Consider the following 22,936-nt stretch of genomic DNA (forward strand, 5'->3'; position numbering starts at 1 on the left):
GGGATGAACCATCTATGTATATAGGCATGAGCTAGATATGACAATTCAAGGCGGTAACTATGTGATCTGAATAACGAGCTAGAATTTCTCTTACTGTCAACCCCCAGGCAGCTTCTTCTGGTGTCTCTGAATCATTAGCGTTCAGCAAACTTCTTTTTAGTGTTTGTATACCTACTTCGCTACCTGCCTCATACCACTTTCCATCTGGAGTAACAATTGCATAAGGTATGACTGGCGGTAGAGTCAAGACTAGACAGGGATAGGAAATCGCTGGCGTATCTTCTCCTGGCTCTGCCTCAATTGATTCGTATGAGTCCCATTTTCCTAAGGGATTAATTGTTGTCATACGGTAAAATCCGTTTTCATCAACACCCGTAACTTCATCGTCGTACCAGTCCAAATTTAACTTTGCCAATGTCTCGATATCATCATGTGGAACTTCCCATTTTCTTGCTAGTTCTTCAACCTCCTGCTGTGAAAGCGTTGATAAATATTGGATTTCTTTCAATAAATCTTTCTGGTCAAGATACTCTCTGTACGGTTCAACATTCAGGTCAGAGTAAAAAGGAGCTAGCATTTCCCTGACTTTCTCCCGAACATTAACTGTATGCGGAGACATAATTACCAGAGTCATAAAATGAGTCATTCTTGATTTCGCTAACGAGAGAACTGTGCTTTAAATTCTGCCTTAAATTTCACTATTTGCTTTAAAAGAAAACTCTGCTTCCAAAAGGAGCAATTCTAAGATCCCTTTTAGCACGTTGCGCTCCCGTTATGATGCTTTCGGTAATGGGGTTAAAAACGAGGGGGCGCTCTCAAATAAATACCTATTTGCGGGTGAGCAGTTTGATTCGGGTCTGGGCGATTACTACCTTCGACAACGTTACTACAGCAGTGAATCTGGACGATTTCTCAGAAGAGACACTTTTCAAGGCACGATCGAGATTCCAAAGTCTCTTCAAAAATATGTATATGCTGATGCAAACCCAACAAACCTAATCGATCCATCAGGATTGACTACGCTTACCGAATTTGCAGCGTACAACACTACGCTCGGTGCGCTTATTGGCGGATCGATGGGAGCATTAGGCGGAATTGCATCAGGAGGAAGCCTGAGTGACATTTTGAAAATGTCTGCTAGTGGTGCTTTGGGCGGGGCAGCAGCAGGATTCTCACTCGGATTCATTAGTCCATTAGTAGGAGCAGCGATCGCATCCGTAGCGGGGACTGCTTCCTGGGGAGGAATTTTAGCGGGAGTGATTGGAGGAGCAATTAGCGGAGCATCTTCAAGCCTAGCGGTTCAAGGATTGAACATCGCTACAGGTCAGCAAGAAGAATTTGAAATTGAATCACTATTGGTAGCCACAACGGTAGGAGGAGCATTTGGAGGAGTCTTCCTTCGCTCCGCTGCACCAACTGCGGGTCAACAATTCACGCATTGGAGTAATGGGACACCCCCAGGATTTAGAGAAGGTGGAAAATATTGGGTACAACTAGGACGCGACACTTGGCAAAACTGGCAACGTACAGGAAGAGGAGATTGGGCAAAACTGATGGGGCAACCTGTCTATCCAAAATCAAATGGAGTTTCAGTGACAGTAATCGATGCTAAGCGAATCACTTATCCAGAGGGGCATGAGATCTGGAAAGGACTTCTGGGACAACGGATTTATAGACCATGATGAAATGTTCTAAAAAGTTACGCACAGATTGGCTGCCTTTGGTCAGCTTACTTGGAATGATTGGTGTGCTAGTACTCTTGTCGTCTTACGTACAACTCTCTTTTTTCAGAGATGCGTTGCAATCAAGAGCCTGGAAGCAGTTAGCATATCTCTGGGTAATAGGACTCTGGATTGATCTGCTCAACCTTACCACAGCCATCTTGTCTGCAAAAAACAAGACGCAATCATCTGCCACGCCAGGACTAGCATTATTTTGCTACAGTTTTTCTACACTTCTGTATGGAAGTCCAACGATACTGAAAGCAGAAGCAATTACAGCTTATTCTCAAATCGATGAAACGCTCTCGCTCAGTTTTCTGAAAACAACAGAATTTATTTTATTGAGTTGTTTTCACTTAACTGTCACTTACATAGCAGCTAAGATGCGGCGTAACTGAAGAAATTATGTACTCATATTTCGATGGCAAGCGAGACTCGCGACTTGATTTCCCCAAAGAAATGTTTATCATTTTTCTTCTGAGTTCACGTTCCGCTTTGGTTCCCTGATTGACGCACATTCAACTCCCGTTATGATGCGTTCGGGAATGGAGTGAAAAATGAGGGGACGATCGCGAACAAGTATCTGTTTGCGGGTGAGCAGTTTGATTCGAGTCTGGGCGATTACTATTTGCGCGATCGCTTCTACGACGTTGGAGCTGGACGATTTCTACGTCGAGATGTTTACGAAGGTTCGCTCGACGATCCTTTGTCGTTACACAAATACACCTATGCACATTCAAACCCAGTTATCTACACCGATCCATCTGGATTTATTACTAGGGCTGAGCTACTAGCAGCGTTTAAAGTAGCTGATATCCTGTTTACATTAGCTTATCCCGATCCCCTCAGCGTTGCGATGCTAGTAGCGTCTCCACCAGGAGTTCCTGCGGGTTTTGCAAAAGGTTTGAATAAAGTATTTGGAGGGATAGCACGGGGACCAATGTTTGCGAGAATGGCTCAAGGTACAGCAAGAATTAGCGATACCTTGGAGGATTCAGCCCTAGCAGCGCGTTCGTTTATGGCTTCTAAGGGATTTAAACCGCCCTTCATCAGTGACGAGTATCTACAGGGATTAAAGTCATTTCTCCCCTCTAGAACTGTTGGTAAAGTCGTTGATTTTGTATCAGAAGGAAAAAATGGACTCGTTTTAGTTGAAGCAAAATCTCAACTGACGACTGCACAACTTGCTTCCTCAATCAATCCAGGAGGAAAGATGGTTGGGACAAGCAATGCTCTTGAGGCAGTTTATAAGCGTGGGGGAGCAGCTTTCCCAGGAATTGAAAGACAGGTCATTACTGCAACTGATTTGTCCAAAATCCCGACTGGAGCAACTGGTAAGCTCTCTAAAGTACCAACTGGCGCTGCTGGAGAATTTCAGGTGTACCAGAATGGAGTACCAGCAATGCCGAATGGAGTACCTGTATTTCTACAACAACTTTGAAATTCCTAACATAGCTGCTTAACTGAAAAGGGCAATATTGTCGTATGAGTTTTTAAGACTGGGATGGAAGGCCCCTAAACCCGGACTTCACAACCTTACTTAGATGTGAAAACCGTTTTCGTGGATGAATGAGGTAAAGATGATAAATGAGTTGAAAATTTTAGAGGAATTGGGCTTCTACGCTTACGAAGATCCAAATTTAGTTCCAATCATCCAAGCATTGCAAATCAAGAACAATTCACTCTGGTTAATAGATGGAAGATATGAACAGCTAGAGATGCAATTGCCGCTAGTTGACAATGAGTTAATGGAAAACATTGATAGTGCTTTGTATTTGTACCAACCTCTACCCGTACAACGTTGTTTCTCTATTGATAGAGAAGATTTGTATGAGTATCCGCCGACAATTTTTGAGAACCAGTATTTAAACAGTAGCCTTAAAAAATGTGATGTCAATGTTGATGAAGTGGATGAGTATGAAGATTCACATGGTAATGTTCATTTGATTACCAATTTAGGAGATTTTTTAATCTGTCCTGGTAAATTTAGGTCATCGTGTACTGGAACTTTCCAGAAATGGCAGGTTGTCATCTCAAAATCACTTGCAATGCTTAATGAGCTTCTATCAAGGATAGACAGTTCTGAGAGATTTTATGTGTTGCACGAAGAAGACCAGGAGAGAATTACGATCGTACTCTTAAATCCTGCTTTATTTGACTTTCTTCGCGCAACCAAAAAGAGCGAGCAGCGACATCTACCTCAGCCCATTAAGGAATACTTCAAAAACTTAAGTTCGTGAAGCGCAGGTTGATTTGCAAGTTAAATTTCAGGCTTGCTTACCATTAAGGTATATTTAACTCTTTGCGGTTGAGCAGTTTGATACAAGGCTATTCATTGGCATTTAACCACATTTTTAGCCCTTCATGAGCGCTAATTGCTCTTTCAGAGGAGATATTTTCAAGAGCGTTTAATCTACAACGCACCTGCTCCAAGATTGCAGAAGGTTTCATGTAATACAAGATAGACAATCCATTCAGAAGGATATCCATCTTCATGGAATAATCAGCGATATCAGTATCAGAGCCATAAACGTCTATGTATCTCTCAAAGTCAGCGATTCCTTCCGATAATGTTTTCGGATTGTTGGCTCTTAGAGTCTCTGCAAATAACTCATCGTTTCTCCTAATAACATTTTCGCTGAGAAGCAATCCTCCACGCTCGAAACTTTCTACAATTGAATTCATCATGCAAGTAATACTGTCGTACCGTAGAACACATTCGCCAACCGAATCAACATAAACGATATGTGCTTCAGTTTGATAATCACGACCTAGCGTAATTCCCCAAAAAACACGACCGCATGATACTAGAGGTAAGACGTTATATCCTTTGTAAGTCGGTGGATTATCATCACACCAGTCCCAATTCTTCTCCGCAGCAACCATCTCGATTGTATTAAAGTGAAATGGCGCAAAAGAATAACAATTGAAATCAGGATGTCCGTTGAAGTCAGCATAGCCATTTCGCCATTCATAAAGCGTATAAAAGTCTGGCGGTAGCTCATACTGCAATGTACCCAAAACCGATTGAAGTTCTGTTGGAGAAATTCCTGGAACGAATTTCTCAGCAAAATCGGGTATAAATTGCTGAAAATAGTGCAGGAAAGCGTTTCCTACTTCTGGTAATTTTTTCATGGGAAAGATGGTCATGGTTTTCTTACTAGCAGTACATCTTTGCATGAGCAAGATGCTATTCACTTTTACGCCTTATGCAGAATGATTAGCGAGGACCGTAAACATTAACGATTTGAGCATTTCTATCTAGACCAAAAGAAATACCTAGCGCAGGAACAGGAATGTTTAAGAACCAGCTTCTACTCTGGTTAACCTCAAACTGAGTAACATCTGCACGATCCCAGAAAGTTTTCAACCACCGTCCCTGCCGACGGTTAGTGTTAAGACTCAGTTGATGGACAGAGACTCTACCAGCATTGTAATTAGTCTCGCCGCCCTCGATTACCTTAGCGTAAGGAAATTCATCACGATCGTTGAGTGCTGCATTGAGATTTTGCCCTTGGGGTATGCCACGTAACCATGCACGATCGTGTTCATTTCTGGAACGGCGTAAAGCAGGTGATATCGGTAATGAAAAACCTGTTCCGCTTTCGTTGCCATGTGTGTAACCGTATCCCATAACTGCCCTGAATTGGTGATCAGTTGTTTCTGCCACATCATTACCCCAAAAGACTACAGGAATACCAAACTGCCTGTTTAGATTCCTTGCCATTGCCATTGAGGTCGCTGCTGCAAGAGCAAACGATCCAGCAAGTGCCGCTGCCACTGCGATCATATTACTACGAGTAGTCTGATAAAGCCGCACTGCCGCAGGTAATCGGTAAGTTGCTTCTAGATCTGCTCGAATTTTTTCTGTCACTGTGATCTCTCCAATGAACAAACCTGAAGGGTCTGTGTTTGTTATTGGGTTGCCAGCAGCATAGACATATTTGTTCAAATTTTTCAAATCTCCTAATCTTGCTTCGTAGATATCCATTCTGCTGAAGCGTCCTGTTTGTGCGTCGTAGAAGCGATCGCGCAAATAGTAATCGCCCAAACTCGAATCAAACTGCTCCCCTGCAAACAGATACTTGTTTGCAATCGCCCCCTCATTCCGTACTCCATTCCCGAAAGCATCATAACGGGAGCGACTCACCACGGCTCCACTCGCATCCGTCAACTCAGTCGTACTGCCCAATTCATCGACGAGATAATACGTCGTCGCACCGCTCTGAGTCTGTGAAACCAGTCGGTTCCCGACACATACGATACCTGCGATACGCCCTGCGTGCCAGACATCACATACTCTTCCAGCACTTCCGTATACGGTTGCACTTCATCTAGCAGATAGCGCGTTTCTTGCCCATTCACAATTGAGGCTGCCCGAATGCCAGCATTGTTGTAGCGATACTGCAACTGCTGCTGTACCTGACCTTGAGCATCCTTCACCGTTGCCCCAATCAGCCGTTTCTCCTGGTTCCAGACGTAATCAGTTTCGCCTGCCGCATCCTTCTTGCTGAGGGTAATGAATAGCAATCGCGCTTCGCCCCTGTGGAGCATTGGTTATGGGAAAATGGGGAGAGCGATCGCGCTCATCGTGGCGGAAGAAGGAAAATGAGCGAGATCAGAGGGGTGATCGCGCTTTGTGGGTGAAAGGAATGGTTGAATGGTGCGTCATGCTGTGCTGACATACCTTGCGAGAGCGGGGCGATCGAACTACGCTTCAGCCTGAGATCTGCTGATGATCTATAAAAATAAAGTCCTCAATATCTGGTATGGACCGATATTCCTTTGACAACGAAAACTCGTCTTCAATATAATTATATCCTTGTATAGCTCTATCCTCATTCATTCCAAGTAATGGTGCGAGGTGTAATATCCCGTCTTCACCCAGGTAATCAGTTTCTCCTTTCTTAATAGAACTCAGAACTTCTATAATCTCTTCCAAAGTAGTTCCACTAATGGAGTAAGATAGAAGGCTTTCGGGATTGCCTTGAAATCTTCTTTGCACTTCTTCATTGAACTTCTTAAATCCGAAAGTAAATGAGTTTTGAGGATCAGAACAAAACTCATCGTATACCTGCCCATCCTTATAAAGAAAATAGAAAAACTCCACTCCGCTAAATACAATAAAAGCAAAAACTGAAGTATTTAATTGACTTGAGATAGAGGAAACAATATTGGCTATGTATTCATAAAGTTGAGGATTTTGATAGTTTTCTGCCATTTCATCATAAACACTAATCCATCCGCCTTCTGGTGGAGAAATGTAGCACTTACCTGAAGATAGTTGTTCAACTATTTCCGACACATCTACTTGTGAATCGGACCATACTTGATAGTTTACAAACCATGCGCCCATAATATCTTGTAAATTGCTAAACTAATCCAAACGTCCGAACAGCGCGTGCCGAGGCTTCTTGTGTCTGTGCTATCAATCTAGCAAATTCCAACACAATAGCAGATCTAATGGTAAACCAAAATAATTCATCATCGCCAAAAAGCTCTTGGTAGCTAATAACTCCTTGCATAGGTGGTAAAACCAGCACAGTAACTCCGTTTTCCATTCTCATTATTGGCGGAGCAACAAATGTTGAACCCCCTGACCATATTTCATCAGTTTTTCCTAAATATGTTAGGGCACTATTCATGGGATCAATATATTTGCTCCTTATTTCGCGTATCTTTTTATTTCTGTCTCTAATAGTGCCTATTTCATAAAAACTCCTCTCATCAAAATCAATCAAGTCTGGTTTTTTGAGTCTTGCTGATCTTGAAACCACAGAATATGGAATGGTTGCTCCATTGATTCCTATTTGTGTCCAAAGTTTTTCAATTTTTAGCCCTTGGCTAGCAATCCTTCCCTGTCCTGGTGATGATTGTGGATTTTGACTGACAAAAATAGCTGCTATACGATCGTGAACCAACTGTCCTGTCTGAGTTGTAGCTAAACCACTAGGGTCAATTTGATGCACAGGATTTCCATGAGTGTAAAGGTACTTATGCAGTGTCAAGGGTTCGGCTAATCTGCCTTCGTAGGTGTCGCACCGAGTAAATCGTCCGGTACTGGTGTCATAAAACCGTTGCCGCAGATAGTAAGCGTCCAAGCCCCGGTCAAATTGCTCCCCTGCGAAGAGGTACTTGTTGGCTGTAATGCCCATTCCGCTCACTGTTTTGCCAAAGGCATCATAACGGGAGTTGAATGTGTATTAACGAGACCCAAAGCTAAAATTTAATCCAGCAAATTCAACAGATGCACTTTTTAGGTGTTACGCCTGATTTATCGTGATACTTCGGAATTCTTCATTATGTTGGCAGTCTCCTCCCTTCCTCAACCTCAAGTCATTCCATTTCCTACAGTTTTCCCCATCGGACTGCCAACTCGCCAACCACTTGCGATCGCACACACAACCGAAGACCTGATTGAGCTTTGGCTACATGATAAAAGTCCGAATACACAGGACAACTATCGCCGTGACCTGCGGTATTTTCTGGAATTTATCAATCACAAATCACTGCATCTTGTGATGTTGAATGACTTGCAAGCGTTTGCTGATTTCCTCATTGAAAAAGGGTATGCCTCTGAAACGCGGCGCAGACGTTTAGTTGCCATCAAATCCCTCCTCACCTTCGGACACGATCTTGATATTCTGTCGCGCAACGTCGGGCGGACACTCAAACTTCCCAAAGTCAAAATCACGATCGCTGAACGAATTCTCACCGAAGTCCAAGTCTTTGCCATTCTTGAGCAGACTAAAACCACACGAAACTATGCTTTGCTACGTTTTATGTACGCAACTGGAGCGCGAGTTTCTGAGATTTGTAATTTACGATGGCGTGATCTTCGAGAAGCAACAGAGGATCGCGGACAAGTAACTCTCTTCGGCAAAGGCCAAAAGACTCGGATGATCATTTTCAGCGCCGAAACTTGGAAATGTTTAAAAGCACTGAGAAATGATGCCAGCGAGGATAGCTATGTGTTTCAAGGGCTCAAGGGAAAAGCGCTGCATCGCACCCAAATTGCTCGTATTTTGACCCAAGCCTGTCAACAAGCAGGCATTGGTATGAAAGTATCTCCGCACTGGTTTCGTCATTCTCATGCCTCTCACGCTCTCGAGAGAGGTACTCCGATTACCCTGGTTCAGAATACACTCGGTCATGCTAGTTTGGCGACAACTGGAATCTATCTGCATGTGCGTCCTCAAGATTCGAGTGCGCTCTATCTTGCAGTCTGAACCAGAAAGATGATCTCAAATTTTCACCCCATACCGTGCATTTTGCCGCCAGACCGGGAATGCTGAGAACGCAACCTCAAGCCCTTCTCCAGGCTCCGGTGCTGCTGTTTCTTCTTTTTGGCATTTCTATGGCTCCCGTTCTTCAACTCGGAGATCGCACGATCGATTCTGCCGAACTTGTCCCCCTGCTGGTGCAATATCAACTCTTGCCGCAACTGCTGCGTGAATTGACGATCGATAGCGTGATCGCAGCCATCACCTTGACCGAGGAAGAACGATCGCAAGCCGAAGCCCAATTTGATCAGCAACATCAACTCAATGGAGACACAGACCGCCAAGCCTGGACGCAGCAACGTGGAATTGCTGCCACTCAGTTGGAGCAGATCATGACTCGTCCGTGGCGGATTCAGAAATTCAAGCTTCTCACCTGGGGCAATCGCTTAGAGTCTTACTTCCTGACCCAGAAACCCCAGTATGACCAAGTAACTTACTCACTATTACGTACCCCTGATCCAGAAATTGCTCAAGAACTCTACTTCCGCATCAAAGCGGGGGAGCAAACCTTTGCTGAACTTGCCCGTGAATACTCTCAAGGCCCAGAAGCCGAAACGGATGGTGTGATTGGTCCCGTTCCGATGAGCCAACCCTACCCTGCTCTTGCGGAGCGACTGCGCCACAGCCAACCTGGACAGATTCACCCGCCCACTCGTATGGGTGAATGGTTTGTGCTCCTGCGCTTAGAGGAAATTACGTCTGCCCAACTCGACGAAGCAATGCGACAAAAGCTGCTCGATGAACTGTTTGAAGCTTGGATTACTGAAGCTTTATCCCAACAAGCTAAACCCGCTCAATCCGCCCCCGCTCTTGCCCTCAGTGCTTAACCGACTCGCATGACTTCCACCGCAATCTCCATTCCTGCTTTTCTTGCCCGCACCCCTCCGTTTGACCGCTTAGATGCCGCTACGATCGCCCAAATTGCTCCCAAGATGCAACAGTTACGCTATCGAATGGGACAAGCGATCGTCTTGCGTGAAACCTTACCGGCTCAAATTGTGATTCTGCATTCGGGGACAGCAAGACGAGTTGCCTATTCATCGCTCTCACCTGTGCCTGACACTCTAGAACGACTCAATTCAGGTGCGATTATCGGATGGAACAGTCTGATTCGAGGAGTGGCTTGTGAAACGGTTCTTGCCTCGACTGAAGCGATCGGACTTGCATTCAGTGCCAGAGAATTCCGAGCTTTATTACAGCAACATCCAACATTCGCCGAGGCATTTCACATTCAACCGAGCCTTAGCGAACTATATGACCTAGTAGGGGCTGAACTACATCGAAGTGCGATCGGAGAAGCAAATTTAGCCGAACTAACTCAGAGATCGTTCAGTAACGCGATCGCACTCCATCTCCCCCAAGGCAATTATCCAACGGATGACCTTAATCCAGAACTCCTCTGGTTGCTGAGTAGCGGAACGACAAATCTTGAAGTTGGCAGCCGAATTGAAGGCGAATCGATTCAAGTGAGTAGTGAAACGGCTCGGTTAATTGGCGTTTCTCGATCGCTGTTCATTCCCCCTCAACCTGAGTCTCGGATCGAATCCGCAAAACCGAGTCTGGACGTTTCTGAGATTCCTTATGCTCCAGATCGTCCTCCAGAACTTGAAGAAGACACTCCACAGCGCAAAGTCAAATATCCGCACGTTTCGGGGCGCGGACCTGTGGATGGAGCGCTGGCTTGTTTTCAAATGCTCAGTCAGCTTTGGGGACTCCCGTTTCGTCGCGATGTGCTGAGACGTGCTTTAGTGCAGCAGCTTCAACGTGCTGGAACAGTTTCACTGCAATTCTGCGGTGCGATCGGAGAATTGATGGGTTTAACTGCACAACTGGCAACGATTCCCGCAGTTGCAATCAGTAGAGTCCAAACTCCCATTCTGATTGGATGGCAAGATAGTTTTGCTATCGTCTACAAAGCTACCGAAAAAGAACTGGTCATTTCAATTCCTGAGCAAGGGATTCGACGGATGAAACCCGAATCTTTTGCAGATCTCTGGGAGGAAGAAGGTGAGATTTTACTCCTCCAACCGACGAAAGAAACGCCGAAACGCAAATTTGGACTGCACTGGTTCATCCCCTCCGTCATTCGTCATCGGCGCGTGTTGATCGAAGTTCTAATTGCTTCGTTCGCAGTGCAACTTCTAGGGTTAGCCAACCCACTGTTGACTCAAACGATTATCGATAAGGTAATTGTGCAAAACAGTGCGGATACACTCAACATTCTGGGTAGCTTACTGATTGGCTTAGCAATCGTGGAAGGAGTCTTAACGACACTCCGCACCAACTTATTCGTCGATACTACCAATCGCATTGATATGAGCCTTGGCAGCGAAGTGATCGATCATCTCCTTCGCCTTCCGTTAAGATACTTTGAAAAGCGCCCGGTGGGTGAACTCTCCACACGGATTGGAGAGCTAGAAAACATCCGGCAATTCTTAACTGGAACCGCTTTAACAGTTGTCCTTGATGCTGTTTTCTCGGTTGTCTACATTGCGGTAATGGTTTGGTACAGCTTGCTGTTGACGGTCGTGGCGCTGTCAACGGTTCCATTATTTGCATTGCTGACCTTAACTGTTGCACCCATCATTCGCCAGCAAACCCGTACTAAAGCAGAGCGCAATGCAGAAACGCAATCCTATCTTGTTGAAGTCGTTTCTGGAATTCAAACGGTTAAAGCGCAAAATCTAGAACTGAGATCGCGTTGGAACTGGCAAAATTTGTATTCCCGTTACATTGCGGCAGGGTTCAAAACGGTTGTGACTTCAACCACCGCGGGGAGTCTCAGTAACTTTCTCAATCAACTCTCAAGCTTGCTATTACTATGGGTGGGAGCCGCATTAGTTTTGAAGGGAGAGTTAACTCTCGGTCAGCTGATTGCATTTCGCATCATTGCAGGCTATGTGACAAATCCATTGCTGCGCTTGATTCAGTTGTGGCAGAACTTCCAAGAAACGGCATTATCGCTGGAACGACTGAGCGATATTCTTGATACTCCCCAAGAAATTGATCAAGGCAATCGCAATAACATTCCCATGCCTGCAATCGCTGGAACTGTGAAGTACGATAATGTCTGTTTTCGCTTTGAGAAAAGCCCGAATCGTCAACTCAACAATATTTGCTTAGAACTGCCTGCAGGTCAATTCATCGGAGTTGTAGGACAAAGTGGGGCGGGTAAAAGTACGCTCACGAAAGTGCTGAATCGCCTCTATGACCTCGAAGAAGGGCGGATTCTAATTGACGGCTATGATATTCATAAAGTTGAACTCTATTCGCTACGCCAGCAGATTGGAACGGTACTTCAAGATACGCTCCTCTTTGATACGACTGTTCAGGAAAACATTGCGTTAACCAATCCTGATGCCACGCCTGAAGAAATTGTTCGAGCCGCAGAAATCGCTTTTGCCCATGACTTCATCATGGATTTACCCCAAGGATACAACACTCGTGTCGGAGAAAGAGGTTCAGCCCTCTCTGGAGGACAACGACAACGCATTGCAATCGCTCGAACCGTCCTGCAAAATCCCAATTTACTGATTCTCGATGAAGCGACTTCTGCACTCGATTACCATTCGGAACGTCAAGTCTGTACCAATTTGATGCAAGCCTTTCGTGGACGCACTGTGTTTTTCATTACTCACCGCTTGGCAACGATCCGCAATGCCGATGTGATTTTGATGATGGATAAAGGAACGATCGCAGAAATGGGAACGCATGATGAATTGATGGAACTACGTGGACAGTATTTCTGCCTCTATAACCAGCAAGAAACGCAATTGTAGGATAAGACGATGACCGTAAGCCCCAACTTTGAACCAAATCAATCGGGTAGTGAGGCGAATACTCCTCCAGCAAAACCACCCCAAAAAACGAAGTTACCTCGATTTGAGCATCCAAGTGTATTGCAACAATCGAATTTCTGGTCACGAGCAATTCTGTGGACCTTTATAGGCGGACTGGGATTAGGGCTGGTGTGGGCTTGTACCGCAAAGATCGAAGAAGCAATCCCGGCACAAGGAAAGCTGGAACCGCAAGGGGCAGTCAAAGAAGTTCAGATTCCAGTCAATGGAGTCGTGAAAACAATTCTGGTCAAAGATGGACAGCGGGTGAAGCAGGGTGAAGTGCTTTTGACGATCGATCCTACAACTCCCAAAGCACAGCTTGAGTCATTGCAAAAAGTTCGCACGACTTTACTGCAAGAAAATGCCTTTTATCGATCGCAGTTAGCAGGAACCGGAGGGGCTACAACGACGATTGTAATTCCTCCGCAATTTCTGAGCTTGACCCGCAGCAGAGCTGCGCTACTTGCAGATACGGTGTTGATCCGTGCTCAGTTAGATGGTTCAGGTGGAGAAGCGTTAACGGCAACACAGCAAGAACGCTTACAATCGAATCAAGCAGAACTATCAACCCGTGCAATCGCAGCACAATTGGCAGGTGATCAACTCGATCGACAGCTGGCTCAAACCGGAGTCAAACTCGAATCTGCTCGGCGAACCTTAGCACTGAATCAAAAAATTCTGGCAGATGTAGAACCCTTAGCAAGAGATGGAGCAATTTCTAAGATTCAATTACTGAAGCAGCAGCAGGAAGTGGAATCAAATCAATCTGAGGTCGCGCAACTCGAACAAGAACAACGCCGCTTGCAATTCGGCATTCAAGAAGCTCAGGTGAAAGTTGAAAATACATTGGCAGTCGATCGTAAAGATCTCACTCGACAACTCTCGGAGAACGAGCAGAAGATAGCAGAGATTGATAGCCAGCTCACGAAAGCGATCGTTGAGAATGATAAAAAACTGGCAGAAATTGATAGTCAGATGGCTCAATCGAAACAGACTTTGCAATACGGTGAGTTACGTGCCCCGTCTGATGGCATTGTCTTTGAACTAAAAGCGAATGTACCAGGCTATGTAGCAAATTCAACTGAACCTGTCCTGAAAATCGTGCCCGAAGACGCGCTGGTAGCAAAAGTTTCAATTACGAATCAAGATATTGGTTTTGTCCGCGAGGGAATGTCTGTCGATGTGCGAATTGATTCGTTCCCGTTTAGTGAGTTTGGTGATATCAAAGGCACATTGTCCTGGATTGGCTCAGATGCACTGCCCCCAACGCAGGTTCAGCCGCTATATACGTTTCCTGCCAAAATCAAGCTTGATCGTCAAGCGCTCAGCACAAATGGTCGATCTATATCCTTGCAGTCTGGGATGTCGTTGAGTGCAAATATCAAAATCCGTAAGCGCACTGTGATGAGTATCTTAACTGATCAATTTGCCAAGGTGTCAGAAAGTCTCAATCATGTGCGATAGTAGCCTTATAGGTATCAATTCTCCTATATATGTTTAAAATCAAGCACCATAATCCTTGAACATTCAAGCGTTACTTAATATTACACGACTTTCACGTAAGCGATTTCTTACTATTTCTCAAAGCGCTATCGAAATTGTTCTGGTATTGCTTTGCAATCAGTTTATATTGTTTTGGATAAAAGTGTTCTCGAATCAGTTCAAAGGCTGATAGAAATCGTTGCGCTTGCTCTGGGGATTTGAATTGCAGCATTCGTCGCTCTCGCACTCTTGCCGGTTGACGCGAATTCTCTGCTCTATCGTTCAATTCTTTGTATTATTGATGCTCCCCGCTCCGCATCACTCGTTAAACAATAGTCCGGACAGAATTTTGACAAGAAAGCTACCCGTCGCTTAGGGTGCAAATAATCACAAACGCACCGGATGGATAGCTATGGAAGCCATTGTACAAAGCCTGCTTGCCGAAGTGGGCAATTTCGCAAACCGCAAACGAAATTCTTAGTGACTTTATTCACAACGATGTTGGTCGTGTGTGGCAAAGTTAACTTCACCAATCTGAGCCGCTACAGCAACTTGAGCGAACGCACCTACCGCCGCCAGTACCAGCAAGACTTCGAGTTTGCCCCGTTGAATCAGGCGTTGGTTGCTGAGGCAAGTCGAGCAGGCCCGGTAAGGCTTGCGGTCATGGACTGCTCGTTTGTTAGCAAGAGTGGCAGAGCGACGTTTGGATTAGATCGGTTTTGGAATGGATGTGCTAGTCGAGTGGCAACCGGATTAGAGGTGTCAGTGGTCGGTGTGGTTGATGTCGAGGGTGAACAAGCCTATGCGTTATCGGCTGAGCAAACCTATGCCCAATCGAGTTTGCCGGAGTTTAGCCGCATGGATCAATACCTTTATCATCTAGATCGTGTACGACCTCACCTGCCGCCGGAAGTCGAATACCTCGCAGTCGATGGAGCCTATGCCAAAGAAAGCTTTGTCACTGGAGCCGTGGATCTAAAGTTGCATGTCATCAGTAAACTGCGATGTGATGCCAATCTTCAGTTTCTCTACACCGGTGAACAAAAGCGACGCGGCAGACCGCGCAAGTATGCGGGCAAGGTTGATCTGAGTGATGTGAGCCGCCTCACGTTGGTCGAAACGGTGCAGCCGAACGTTGACCTCTACACGGCAGTCGTATGGCACGTCTCGCTCAAACGCACGATTCGCCTTGCCTATCTCGTCGAGCATCGCCATTCGACTCGTGTTCGCACTTGTCTGTTGTTTTCCACCGATATTGAGCAAGACACAAGGCAGATTGTTCAGTATTACAAGCTGCGGTTTCAAATTGAATTTCTGTTCCGCGATGCCAAGCAGTTTACAGGATTGGAGGATTGCCAAGCGCGTGACGCAGCAAAGTTAGCCTTTCATTTCAATGCCAGTCTCACCGCACTGAATCTCGCCAAGTTCGAGGCAATCGAGCAGCATTCAGGAACTGCGCCGTTTGTCTTTTCAATGGCAAGTGTGAAACGCCGTATGCTCAATCAGCATTTGCTTGACCGATTTATTTGCAACTTAGACTTGGAGCCGAGCCAAATTAAATCGCATCCCAATTACTCAACCCTTTGCAACTACGGCATCATCGCTGCCTGATTCTGTCCGAACTATTGGTTAAATGCACATACTTAAAACAATATGAATGAGACCTGTTTGCTTGCCACTTTATAATCTTTGCGACACAGCTGGTTTTCACGGGATCGTTGAGCGATTTTTCGATCGAGCAATGTTGAAGCGGATGAGAAATTGTGTCGAACATGAGCAGGGAAATTGCAATCAACAGATTGAGCCGTCTCTCAGTTTAACGAACTCTTAGCACTATGAGTTTTGAGATCGAGCAAACTCGCTTCCAGCACTTGAAATAGCAACCCAATAAAACAATCACATGACCAACGCACAACATTGAAGAATTTTCTCATGTGTAGAAAGTCTAAATAGTTAACGACGTTTGTTCATCCTCTCAATTCATCGATTGGGAGAAATCTTTCTTGGAGATTCAACTATGAGTTACGCTTCCGATGATTCTCACAACGTTCCAGTTCTCAATCAACAGGTCACATTACCGCAGTTTGCTTTTTTTCAGGTTATGAAAGTGAAGTCAACTGGAGAAATTGCCACGATTATGGGCATGAAGTACAACTTTAGTAGCCAGCCATCTGAAAACTGCGATGGAGAATGGCTTTATCTACTAGTTGGCTTAACACAATCGACAGCAACTTGGTGGAAATTTGACCAGCTTCGGAGCCTTGATCGTCGTTAGAACTTCCCGCAGTACTTCCTTGAGCCGAACGCCCAGTGGAGTAATTTTTTCTCAAAGTCGTTTAGCATTCCAAGCAACTGATGAATCAAGATCTTTCTCAAGAATTGGCTGCTCGTCCACTCAGCACAATGAAACACCTACTGATCTACATTCAAGAGACCGCGATCGATTCAGAACAGACTCCGATTGCTCCTGATGAAGTTGCAATTGTCGCGAATCTTACCATTCAACGGCTAGTATTGCAGTATCCGTTTCTTGATCAAACCATCCAAGAAATTCTAGACGATTTACGCTTTAGCAAATGTTAAACGCTTGAACTACAAACCAATCAGAACACGGCAAGAAGTTCAAATACTTCATTGAAATTGGAGAAGAAATGTCTAACCAGAAACGGCACTCGCGCGCGCCTAAAAAACAGCTAACTGAAAAACAAATTTTGCTTGACCAACGGAGTCGATCGATTAAAGCATCGCTGCTAAGAGTTCTGTCACTTGATATAGCAGCACTCTATCAGATTAATTCTCAAAGACAAGGCGACTCTTTAAAGCTTCGAGAATTAAATTGCAATGTTCGAGATACTTCTACTGTGAAGCCAACTAGTTCAAGTATTGAGGATAAGCATGAAACGTCACATCATCGTTTACCTCAGGAAAGAATTGAAGAACAATCACCCGAATCTGACCAGCAGCCAACCCTGAACCAACAAACAGATGGTCTTCAGGAACAAGCAACAATAATGCTGCTCATTTTTCGATTACTTGCGTTCTTCATTGGTTTACTAGTTCATCATGTCATTCAATCCTATCTCTCTACTCAATCAGTCACTTTACTCGGAATCGCGATCGCAATTAGCAGCATTAGCGTTCTTTTAACAGTGATCTTTATGCCTTGGAATCGCAAACTGCTGTGGAATCTGTGTAGTCTATTTGCAGGGCTGTTGTTCGCAGTCATTGTGTTATGAAACGATCTACTAAGCAACGAGTCTTTCAAATTTGGATAGTGATTGTTGTACTGATTGCGATTGCGATCGCAGCAATTCGCTTGATAGGGGGACACCATTTTCAATCTATCTTGTCACTCACGCGCTCACCCAACCTGATTGACAATCAATGTGTAGAAATCATTACTCCTGATGCGCTACTCAATCAAAGTCAGATTTTGAAGCTGATTAGTCTAGCGGAGCCGACAAGTAAAGTAAGAGTACGAGCAATTCTTAAAGCTCCTTACTGCAAGTTAGAATCGATCTCAATTCGAGCAGGCGTTAAATCTGAGCGGGAAGCTTATCTCTTAAACTATGATCCAACGCTTTGGGTGGTTGTTCTCTACGAAGGCAACACTTTTGTTGGCGTTCGGATTGCGCCACGCAAAGACTCATGTCCTTCTGGATAACTGCGAAATCGAGTCAAGTGATTGTCGATCGAATATCTAACCGGATAGGCTATGAACGAAGGTTTCTTTATTCAAGTGATCGAAGTAGCAGATTCTCCATTTGCTGAACTATTAGAACGATTTCCAGAGGGATTTCCAGCACTAATGTTGGCAGACCAAATTAGCGGCAATCTTTATCCTGCACGATTCAAGAGATCGAAAAGTGGTGACATTTTTTGGTTATTGGATCGCCAACAATTACGACTCGATCAATGGGTTGCTTTAGACATTCTACATGGACAATGTATTGAGTGCGTTTGGATCAATTGGGAGTTGTACGCTGAACTGACAGGTGAACTTAATTCAGAAGAGCGCTCTAACGATGAGGAATCCCTATACCCAATATTGGTAGAAGTTCCGAATATTCCGCTCGTTCTGTTTGGAAGCTCCTTTGGCATCTCTGAACGTTGGGTCGAAAAAAGTGATCCTCGAATTCAACGCATGATCCAGGCTCAGAAAGTTCTACGCTTCACAGAAAGCCAAATCGAACCACTGTAATGAGGTTTGAGCAGGATTTATCACAGATCATTCAATTGTTTCCCAACAAATTCACCACCTTTGCCTGAACCATATTGTCTTTCACGTACAAAGAAGCAACGGAAATTGGCAACTTAAACCGCCGCGGTCCTGCACTCCCTGGATTTAGAAAAAGCACACCTTCTCGCTCTTCAATACTAGGCTTGTGGGAATGACCACTAATTACAACTTGAATACTTGCTGTTTTCGGATCAACCTTGAGGTCTTTGACAGTGTGTAGCAGGTGAATTGAAACATTTTCGATCGCGATCGTTTCTATCTCCGGAATAGTTTGTGCCCATGCTCCTATATCATTATTTCCCCGCACCGCAACGACCGGAGCAATAGTCCTGAGTTCTTCAAGAATTTCTGGCTTACCAATATCTCCCGCATGAAGAATTAAATCAGAACCCATTAGCGCCTCGATTGCTTCTGGACGAAGCAACCCGTGCGTATCCGAGATGACGCCAATCTGAGTTCCGATTTTTCGTTGCTGCTTGCCGTTGACCATATTTGAGAAACTGTACCCTTCGTAGCTCAGATTGAACAATCTCTATTTTAGCTCTGATCCCAGAGCAGAAATTCGTACTCAAGCTATATCATCTACGGAGTTTTTATGACTTATCAATCCTTCCATCAGAAGTACCGTCCTCAAACATTTGCAGAATTAGTTGGGCAAAATGCGATCGCACAAATCCTCACTCATGCGATCGAGCAGTCTCGCATTGCTCCGGCTTACTTATTTTGTGGTTCACGCGGCACAGGTAAAACATCCAGCGCCCGGATTTTGGCAAAGTCGTTGAACTGCCTTCAAGCTGATCGTCCAACCCCAAATCCTTGTGGTGTTTGTGAAGCCTGCCAAGCAATCTCTCAAGGCAATGCTTTGGACGTGATTGAGATTGATGCCGCCAGCAATACTGGAGTCGAAAACGTGCGGAACTTGATTGAACGCGCCCAGTTTGCTCCGGTGCAGTTGCGGATGAAGATTTTCGTTTTGGACGAGGCGCATATGCTCAGTACCTCTGCAACCAGCGCCCTACTCAAAACACTAGAGGAACCACCAGAGCAAGTGGTCTTTATTCTAGCAACGACGGAGCCGCACAATCTTTTACCCACGATTGTTTCGCGATGCCAGCGATATGATTTTCGACGTATCAAACTTGAGCCAATGGTCAAGCACCTAGCAACGATTGCAAACCAAGAGCAGCTTACGATCGATGATTCAGCCCTGAATTTAATTTCTCGACTGTCGCAAGGTGGATTACGAGATGCAGAAACGCTATTGGAGCAATTAAGCTTATTTGGCAGCACAATTACGACAGAACAGATATGGGAAAGTGTTGGAGCTGTTCCTGATGAACACCTAGTCGATTGGGCTGAAAGCCTCTTGCTACCGCAGGTTAGTTCGACCGAAACCCTACTTGTTCAGATGCAACAATTATTTCAGCAAGGGCAAGAACCGATCGCAATTGTTCAAGGGCTATTACGACTGCTGAAAGATTTGCAGATTGCTCAAACGTTACCTCATTCCCCTAAGCTTTCGAGTGTGATGCCTGAGATATGGCAGCGATTAACCAACATGAATTCGATAAATTGCATCCGTCTTGCTGAAGTGAGATCGCAGTTGCGACAAGCTGAATTTCAGCTATGTCAAACGAGTCAACCAACTCTATTCCTAGAATGTCTAATACTTGATTTGATAGCTATTCCTGCTTTAGGCGCACCAGCACAAATTAATCATTCCTTACTAGATCTAACCACAACCTGGCAACAAACTCTTAATCAACTTTCAGTCAATCATCGTCCTATCTTTCGACAAGCACAACTCGTTCAATGCAGCTCAAAGGGCGCAACGATTCGTTTTCGAGCAGCGTCGTTTTTGAACCTAGCGACAAATTATCAAAGCGAGATCGAGCAGGCATTATCGCAAGTTCTCGCCTATCACGTTCCTGTTCAACTCTGCACTTAGGGAGATAAATCGATGTCTGTTGTCAAACCACCAATCGGGCAATCAAGCGCAATCACAAAGCTACAGGCTGCTATCACCCAAAATCGGCTTGCCCCCGCTTATCTATTCACTGGTTTCGATGGGGTAGGGCGTAAACTTGCAGCTCAATGGTTGTCTCAGCAACTTCTCTGCCATCAAGATGTGCCCCACCCGGACATTTTATGGATTGAGCCAACTTTTACAAAAGATGGGCATCAGTATACTCATTCTGAGGCTGAACGGAATGGGCTGGCTGCTAAATCGCGATCGCAGATTCGCATTGACCAAATTCGGCAAATTATTACCCTCTTACAGCAACCTCCGCTACTTGCCTCGCGATCGCTCGTCGTAATTGATGGAGCAGAAACCATGACCGAAGCGGCTGCGAATGCACTTCTGAAGATTCTTGAAGAACCCGGACGCGCTACTCTCATTCTGATTACTCCGACTTCAAACCATCTACTGCCAACGATTCGTTCTCGTTGCCAAACTATCCATTTCAAGCGGTTGCCTTTTGAGTTACTCACTCAGGTTATACAGGAGTCTTGCCCAGAACTACTAAAGCACCCAGACTTGATTCGCTTTGCTCAAGGCTCTCCTGGACGAGCGATCGCAGCATGGAAAAATGCACAGCAGATTCCAACTACCATAATTCACATGCTGAATCGGAGCGATCGCCCCATTTGGGATTGCCTTTCTCTATCACAGCAAATTCAAGCGCTCGACTTTAGCCTACAACTATGGCTGTTGAATTTCTTACAATTCCAATCTTGGCAGCAATCTCGTTGCAGCAAAATCTTCCATCAATTTGAACAGACTCGAACTTATTTATCGCAACACTGCCAAGCACAACTGGTGTGGGACTGGTTGCTTACCTCATTGCCTAAAACTCAATGGCAACTTCCAGCCATCATGGAATCGCCATGTCAGCACCTTTCTTCACAAATGGCTTCATTGCCAAAGTCTGAAGTTGCAACCAAATCAGTAAGTGTCGTACAGCAAGCTCCTGCTGAACCTTCTACTAGATTTGGAGGGCGGCAAACTGACTTATTTGAGGCGATTGCACTCAACAAGCAATCTCCTAACCCTTCAATCGATTATGGCAACTCTTCCTCCAGTTTTGTTCAATCCCATTGAAAAGATCCAGTTTACAGAACTACTGCAAACCCTTGATCCAAATTACTTACCTTACATCCTTTCAACGGGATGTGGCATTGATTCCCTATCTCGGCTCATCAAGTACATCGAGAATCTAATCGGCGTTCATGCTGTTGTTGGAGGAGAATTGATCGAAACTTGTCGCTTGATGCAGTCAATTTATCTGCATCATACCAGTCACCCTAAAATGCGCTCTGTTGCCAACCTAATTCTGCTTCAGGCAAATATTCGTAATCACAAATATTTATTGAAAGGAATAAAGAAAAATTAAAAGTCCTTCTGGTATGTAAAAAACTGTCTAGCGACAAAGATAGAAACTTCAGATAAAGGAATTTCTTCAATGTCTTATTATGGCGATTCCAAAGACCTTGCTCGAAAGCTGGCGCTCGATCCCACTCACGGGGTTTCCGTTAAAGCAGTAAATCAAGTCAATGCCCTCTATAACGAGTATCGATCGCTCTGCTACGGCTTCCGCACACTCGTTTGGCGGTACACTCGTCGTCGGTTGTTCTGGCTGCACCTGCAAAACGGCGATCTGGTAGACTACGAAATTGCAGGGACACGCGGACGCAAAGATCCCTACACCGGAAAGTATCTCTACCCAGAATACGATCAGCAACGTTTGTGGGAGGACATTTTCGCGCCTGCCTGGGAAGGCGTTGCCGAGGTGTTCGAGGAACAGTACCTCTCGCAACTCGAAACTCGTGAGAGCCTGCTGGAAGATCAAGCCAGTAACGCGCCAAAGGTGCTGAAGAAGAGGATTCAGAAGATTCTCAAGGATGCGATCGCACGTCACGACAAAGAGGTATCGCTTGGTGCAGCTTGTGTGATCGATCGCGCTAAAACGAGCTATCGCGTCGGCTCAGGACAGCCTCCGACCACGCACAATCTCACTGAAACTGAGCGCTGCAATCTGATGCGTACCTACCTGCTGGCAATCAATCAAGAGCAGCTTGATCAGTATCAGGAACGTGCTGCGAATCAAGTGCCTTTAGATCACGCAGACACGCTGAATGGACGTGGACAGCTTTCAAACGTACCCGACTACCGACCAAGAGTAAAGTCCACGTTTGACCCAGAAGTAGTGCGGCAGAAGTTGCAAGCTCAAATGAGCCAGCAAGCGGATCAACTACTGATGGCAAATGGTTCTCCAGAGCTAGTAACTGCCGCGATCAAATAGTTCGCAACAAACTTCCAACACCTCATTCCCTTAAGGCTGACTTCGGTCAGTCTTTTTCTTTGTGTTC

The 22,936-nt window shown here is 45.2% G+C and carries 23 protein-coding genes and 2 pseudogenes; 18 read left to right on the top strand and 7 right to left on the bottom strand.

The window, feature by feature from the left end; all coding sequences use genetic code 11:
* Positions 1–31: 31 nt before the first annotated feature.
* The gene (locus LEPBO_RS0132295; RefSeq protein ID WP_148664755.1) at positions 32–634 is read right to left on the bottom strand and encodes a hypothetical protein; all 603 of its coding nucleotides are present in this window, start codon (positions 632–634) and stop codon (positions 32–34) included.
* A 127-nt stretch (positions 635–761) separates the two neighbouring features.
* Here LEPBO_RS0132295 and LEPBO_RS0132300 point away from each other — a divergent pair, with 127 nt between their 5' ends.
* From LEPBO_RS0132300 to LEPBO_RS0132315, 4 genes and pseudogenes are all read left to right on the top strand, one after another.
* Positions 762–1,682: an RHS repeat-associated core domain-containing protein gene (locus tag LEPBO_RS0132300; RefSeq protein ID WP_017291742.1), complete on the top strand. Its 921-nt coding sequence runs from the start codon at positions 762–764 to the stop codon at positions 1,680–1,682.
* Complete coding sequence (locus LEPBO_RS0132305; protein ID WP_017291743.1) at positions 1,679–2,119, top strand: hypothetical protein; 441 nt, start codon at positions 1,679–1,681, stop codon at positions 2,117–2,119. The genes LEPBO_RS0132300 and LEPBO_RS0132305 overlap by 4 nt, the downstream gene beginning before the upstream one ends.
* 143 nt (positions 2,120–2,262) lie before the next feature.
* Positions 2,263–3,162 (top strand): annotated as a pseudogene (locus LEPBO_RS0132310) (RHS repeat-associated core domain-containing protein); the annotation flags it as partial.
* A 139-nt stretch (positions 3,163–3,301) separates the two neighbouring features.
* Entirely contained in the window at positions 3,302–3,961 is a 660-nt protein-coding gene (locus LEPBO_RS0132315; protein WP_148664756.1) for a hypothetical protein, read from the top strand.
* Positions 3,962–4,049: 88 nt separating this feature from the next.
* Here the strand turns inward: LEPBO_RS0132315 and LEPBO_RS0132320 are convergent, their stop codons facing one another.
* The 5 genes and pseudogenes from LEPBO_RS0132320 to LEPBO_RS0132340 form a co-directional block, all read right to left on the bottom strand.
* Complete coding sequence (locus tag LEPBO_RS0132320; protein WP_144056428.1) at positions 4,050–4,856, bottom strand: SMI1/KNR4 family protein; 807 nt, start codon at positions 4,854–4,856, stop codon at positions 4,050–4,052.
* An 85-nt stretch (positions 4,857–4,941) separates the two neighbouring features.
* The gene (locus tag LEPBO_RS0132325) at positions 4,942–5,874 is read right to left on the bottom strand and encodes an RHS repeat-associated core domain-containing protein (protein ID WP_144056429.1); all 933 of its coding nucleotides are present in this window, start codon (positions 5,872–5,874) and stop codon (positions 4,942–4,944) included.
* Positions 5,875–5,891: 17 nt separating this feature from the next.
* Positions 5,892–6,275: a hypothetical protein gene (locus tag LEPBO_RS0132330; RefSeq protein ID WP_017291747.1), complete on the bottom strand. Its 384-nt coding sequence runs from the start codon at positions 6,273–6,275 to the stop codon at positions 5,892–5,894.
* Between the two features lie 163 nt (positions 6,276–6,438).
* Positions 6,439–7,077 carry a hypothetical protein gene (locus LEPBO_RS0132335; protein WP_017291748.1) on the bottom strand — a complete coding sequence of 213 codons (639 nt, stop codon included), beginning with the start codon at positions 7,075–7,077 and terminating at the stop codon, positions 6,439–6,441.
* Positions 7,078–7,093: 16 nt separating this feature from the next.
* Positions 7,094–7,894 (bottom strand): annotated as a pseudogene (locus tag LEPBO_RS0132340) (RHS repeat-associated core domain-containing protein); the annotation flags it as partial.
* Positions 7,895–7,981: 87 nt separating this feature from the next.
* Between LEPBO_RS0132340 and LEPBO_RS0132345 the strand changes: the two are divergent.
* The 10 genes from LEPBO_RS0132345 to LEPBO_RS0132395 all read left to right on the top strand — a co-directional run bounded on the left by LEPBO_RS0132345 (position 7,982) and on the right by LEPBO_RS0132395 (position 18,526).
* Positions 7,982–8,950, top strand: coding sequence for a tyrosine-type recombinase/integrase (locus tag LEPBO_RS0132345; protein ID WP_206757923.1), 969 nt, complete (start codon positions 7,982–7,984; stop codon positions 8,948–8,950).
* Positions 8,951–9,078: 128 nt separating this feature from the next.
* Positions 9,079–9,831 carry a peptidylprolyl isomerase gene (locus LEPBO_RS0132350; protein ID WP_036047123.1) on the top strand — a complete coding sequence of 251 codons (753 nt, stop codon included), beginning with the start codon at positions 9,079–9,081 and terminating at the stop codon, positions 9,829–9,831.
* Positions 9,832–9,840: 9 nt separating this feature from the next.
* Positions 9,841–12,783 carry a peptidase domain-containing ABC transporter gene (locus LEPBO_RS0132355; protein WP_017291751.1) on the top strand — a complete coding sequence of 981 codons (2,943 nt, stop codon included), beginning with the start codon at positions 9,841–9,843 and terminating at the stop codon, positions 12,781–12,783.
* A gap of 9 nt (positions 12,784–12,792) precedes the next feature.
* A complete protein-coding gene (locus LEPBO_RS0132360) occupies positions 12,793–14,307 on the top strand; it encodes an HlyD family efflux transporter periplasmic adaptor subunit (RefSeq protein WP_017291752.1) in 1,515 nt (504 codons plus the stop codon).
* 420 nt (positions 14,308–14,727) lie between these two features.
* Positions 14,728–15,936, top strand: coding sequence for an IS4 family transposase (locus LEPBO_RS40570; RefSeq protein WP_017291754.1), 1,209 nt, complete (start codon positions 14,728–14,730; stop codon positions 15,934–15,936).
* Between the two features lie 406 nt (positions 15,937–16,342).
* The gene (locus tag LEPBO_RS0132375; RefSeq protein WP_017291756.1) at positions 16,343–16,600 is read left to right on the top strand and encodes a hypothetical protein; all 258 of its coding nucleotides are present in this window, start codon (positions 16,343–16,345) and stop codon (positions 16,598–16,600) included.
* Positions 16,601–16,680: 80 nt separating this feature from the next.
* The gene (locus LEPBO_RS0132380) at positions 16,681–16,908 is read left to right on the top strand and encodes a hypothetical protein (RefSeq protein WP_017291757.1); all 228 of its coding nucleotides are present in this window, start codon (positions 16,681–16,683) and stop codon (positions 16,906–16,908) included.
* A 68-nt stretch (positions 16,909–16,976) separates the two neighbouring features.
* Positions 16,977–17,561, top strand: coding sequence for a hypothetical protein (locus LEPBO_RS0132385; RefSeq protein WP_017291758.1), 585 nt, complete (start codon positions 16,977–16,979; stop codon positions 17,559–17,561).
* Positions 17,558–17,989 carry a hypothetical protein gene (locus tag LEPBO_RS39110; RefSeq protein WP_017291759.1) on the top strand — a complete coding sequence of 144 codons (432 nt, stop codon included), beginning with the start codon at positions 17,558–17,560 and terminating at the stop codon, positions 17,987–17,989. Before LEPBO_RS0132385 ends, LEPBO_RS39110 begins: the two co-directional genes overlap by 4 nt.
* Positions 17,990–18,040: 51 nt before the next feature.
* Positions 18,041–18,526, top strand: coding sequence for a hypothetical protein (locus LEPBO_RS0132395; protein WP_017291760.1), 486 nt, complete (start codon positions 18,041–18,043; stop codon positions 18,524–18,526).
* A gap of 31 nt (positions 18,527–18,557) precedes the next feature.
* On the opposite strand, the gene LEPBO_RS0132400 is transcribed toward LEPBO_RS0132395, so the two are convergent.
* Entirely contained in the window at positions 18,558–19,055 is a 498-nt protein-coding gene (locus LEPBO_RS0132400) for a metallophosphoesterase family protein (RefSeq protein WP_017291761.1), read from the bottom strand.
* Between the two features lie 105 nt (positions 19,056–19,160).
* On the opposite strand from LEPBO_RS0132400, the gene dnaX reads away from it, so the two are divergent.
* From dnaX to LEPBO_RS0132420, 4 genes are all read left to right on the top strand, one after another.
* The gene (dnaX, locus tag LEPBO_RS39115) at positions 19,161–20,513 is read left to right on the top strand and encodes a DNA polymerase III subunit gamma/tau (protein WP_017291762.1); all 1,353 of its coding nucleotides are present in this window, start codon (positions 19,161–19,163) and stop codon (positions 20,511–20,513) included.
* Positions 20,514–20,525: 12 nt separating this feature from the next.
* Positions 20,526–21,668, top strand: coding sequence for a hypothetical protein (locus LEPBO_RS39120; protein WP_017291763.1), 1,143 nt, complete (start codon positions 20,526–20,528; stop codon positions 21,666–21,668).
* Positions 21,631–21,960 (top strand): hypothetical protein, encoded by a 330-nt coding sequence (locus LEPBO_RS0132415; RefSeq protein ID WP_017291764.1) that lies wholly within the window; start codon positions 21,631–21,633, stop codon positions 21,958–21,960. Before LEPBO_RS39120 ends, LEPBO_RS0132415 begins: the two co-directional genes overlap by 38 nt.
* A 69-nt stretch (positions 21,961–22,029) precedes the next feature.
* Positions 22,030–22,869, top strand: coding sequence for a hypothetical protein (locus LEPBO_RS0132420; RefSeq protein WP_017291765.1), 840 nt, complete (start codon positions 22,030–22,032; stop codon positions 22,867–22,869).
* Positions 22,870–22,936: the final 67 nt, after the last annotated feature.

This window comes from Leptolyngbya boryana PCC 6306 (assembly GCF_000353285.1).
GTDB classification, from domain to species: Bacteria; Cyanobacteriota; Cyanobacteriia; order Leptolyngbyales; family Leptolyngbyaceae; genus Leptolyngbya; species Leptolyngbya boryana.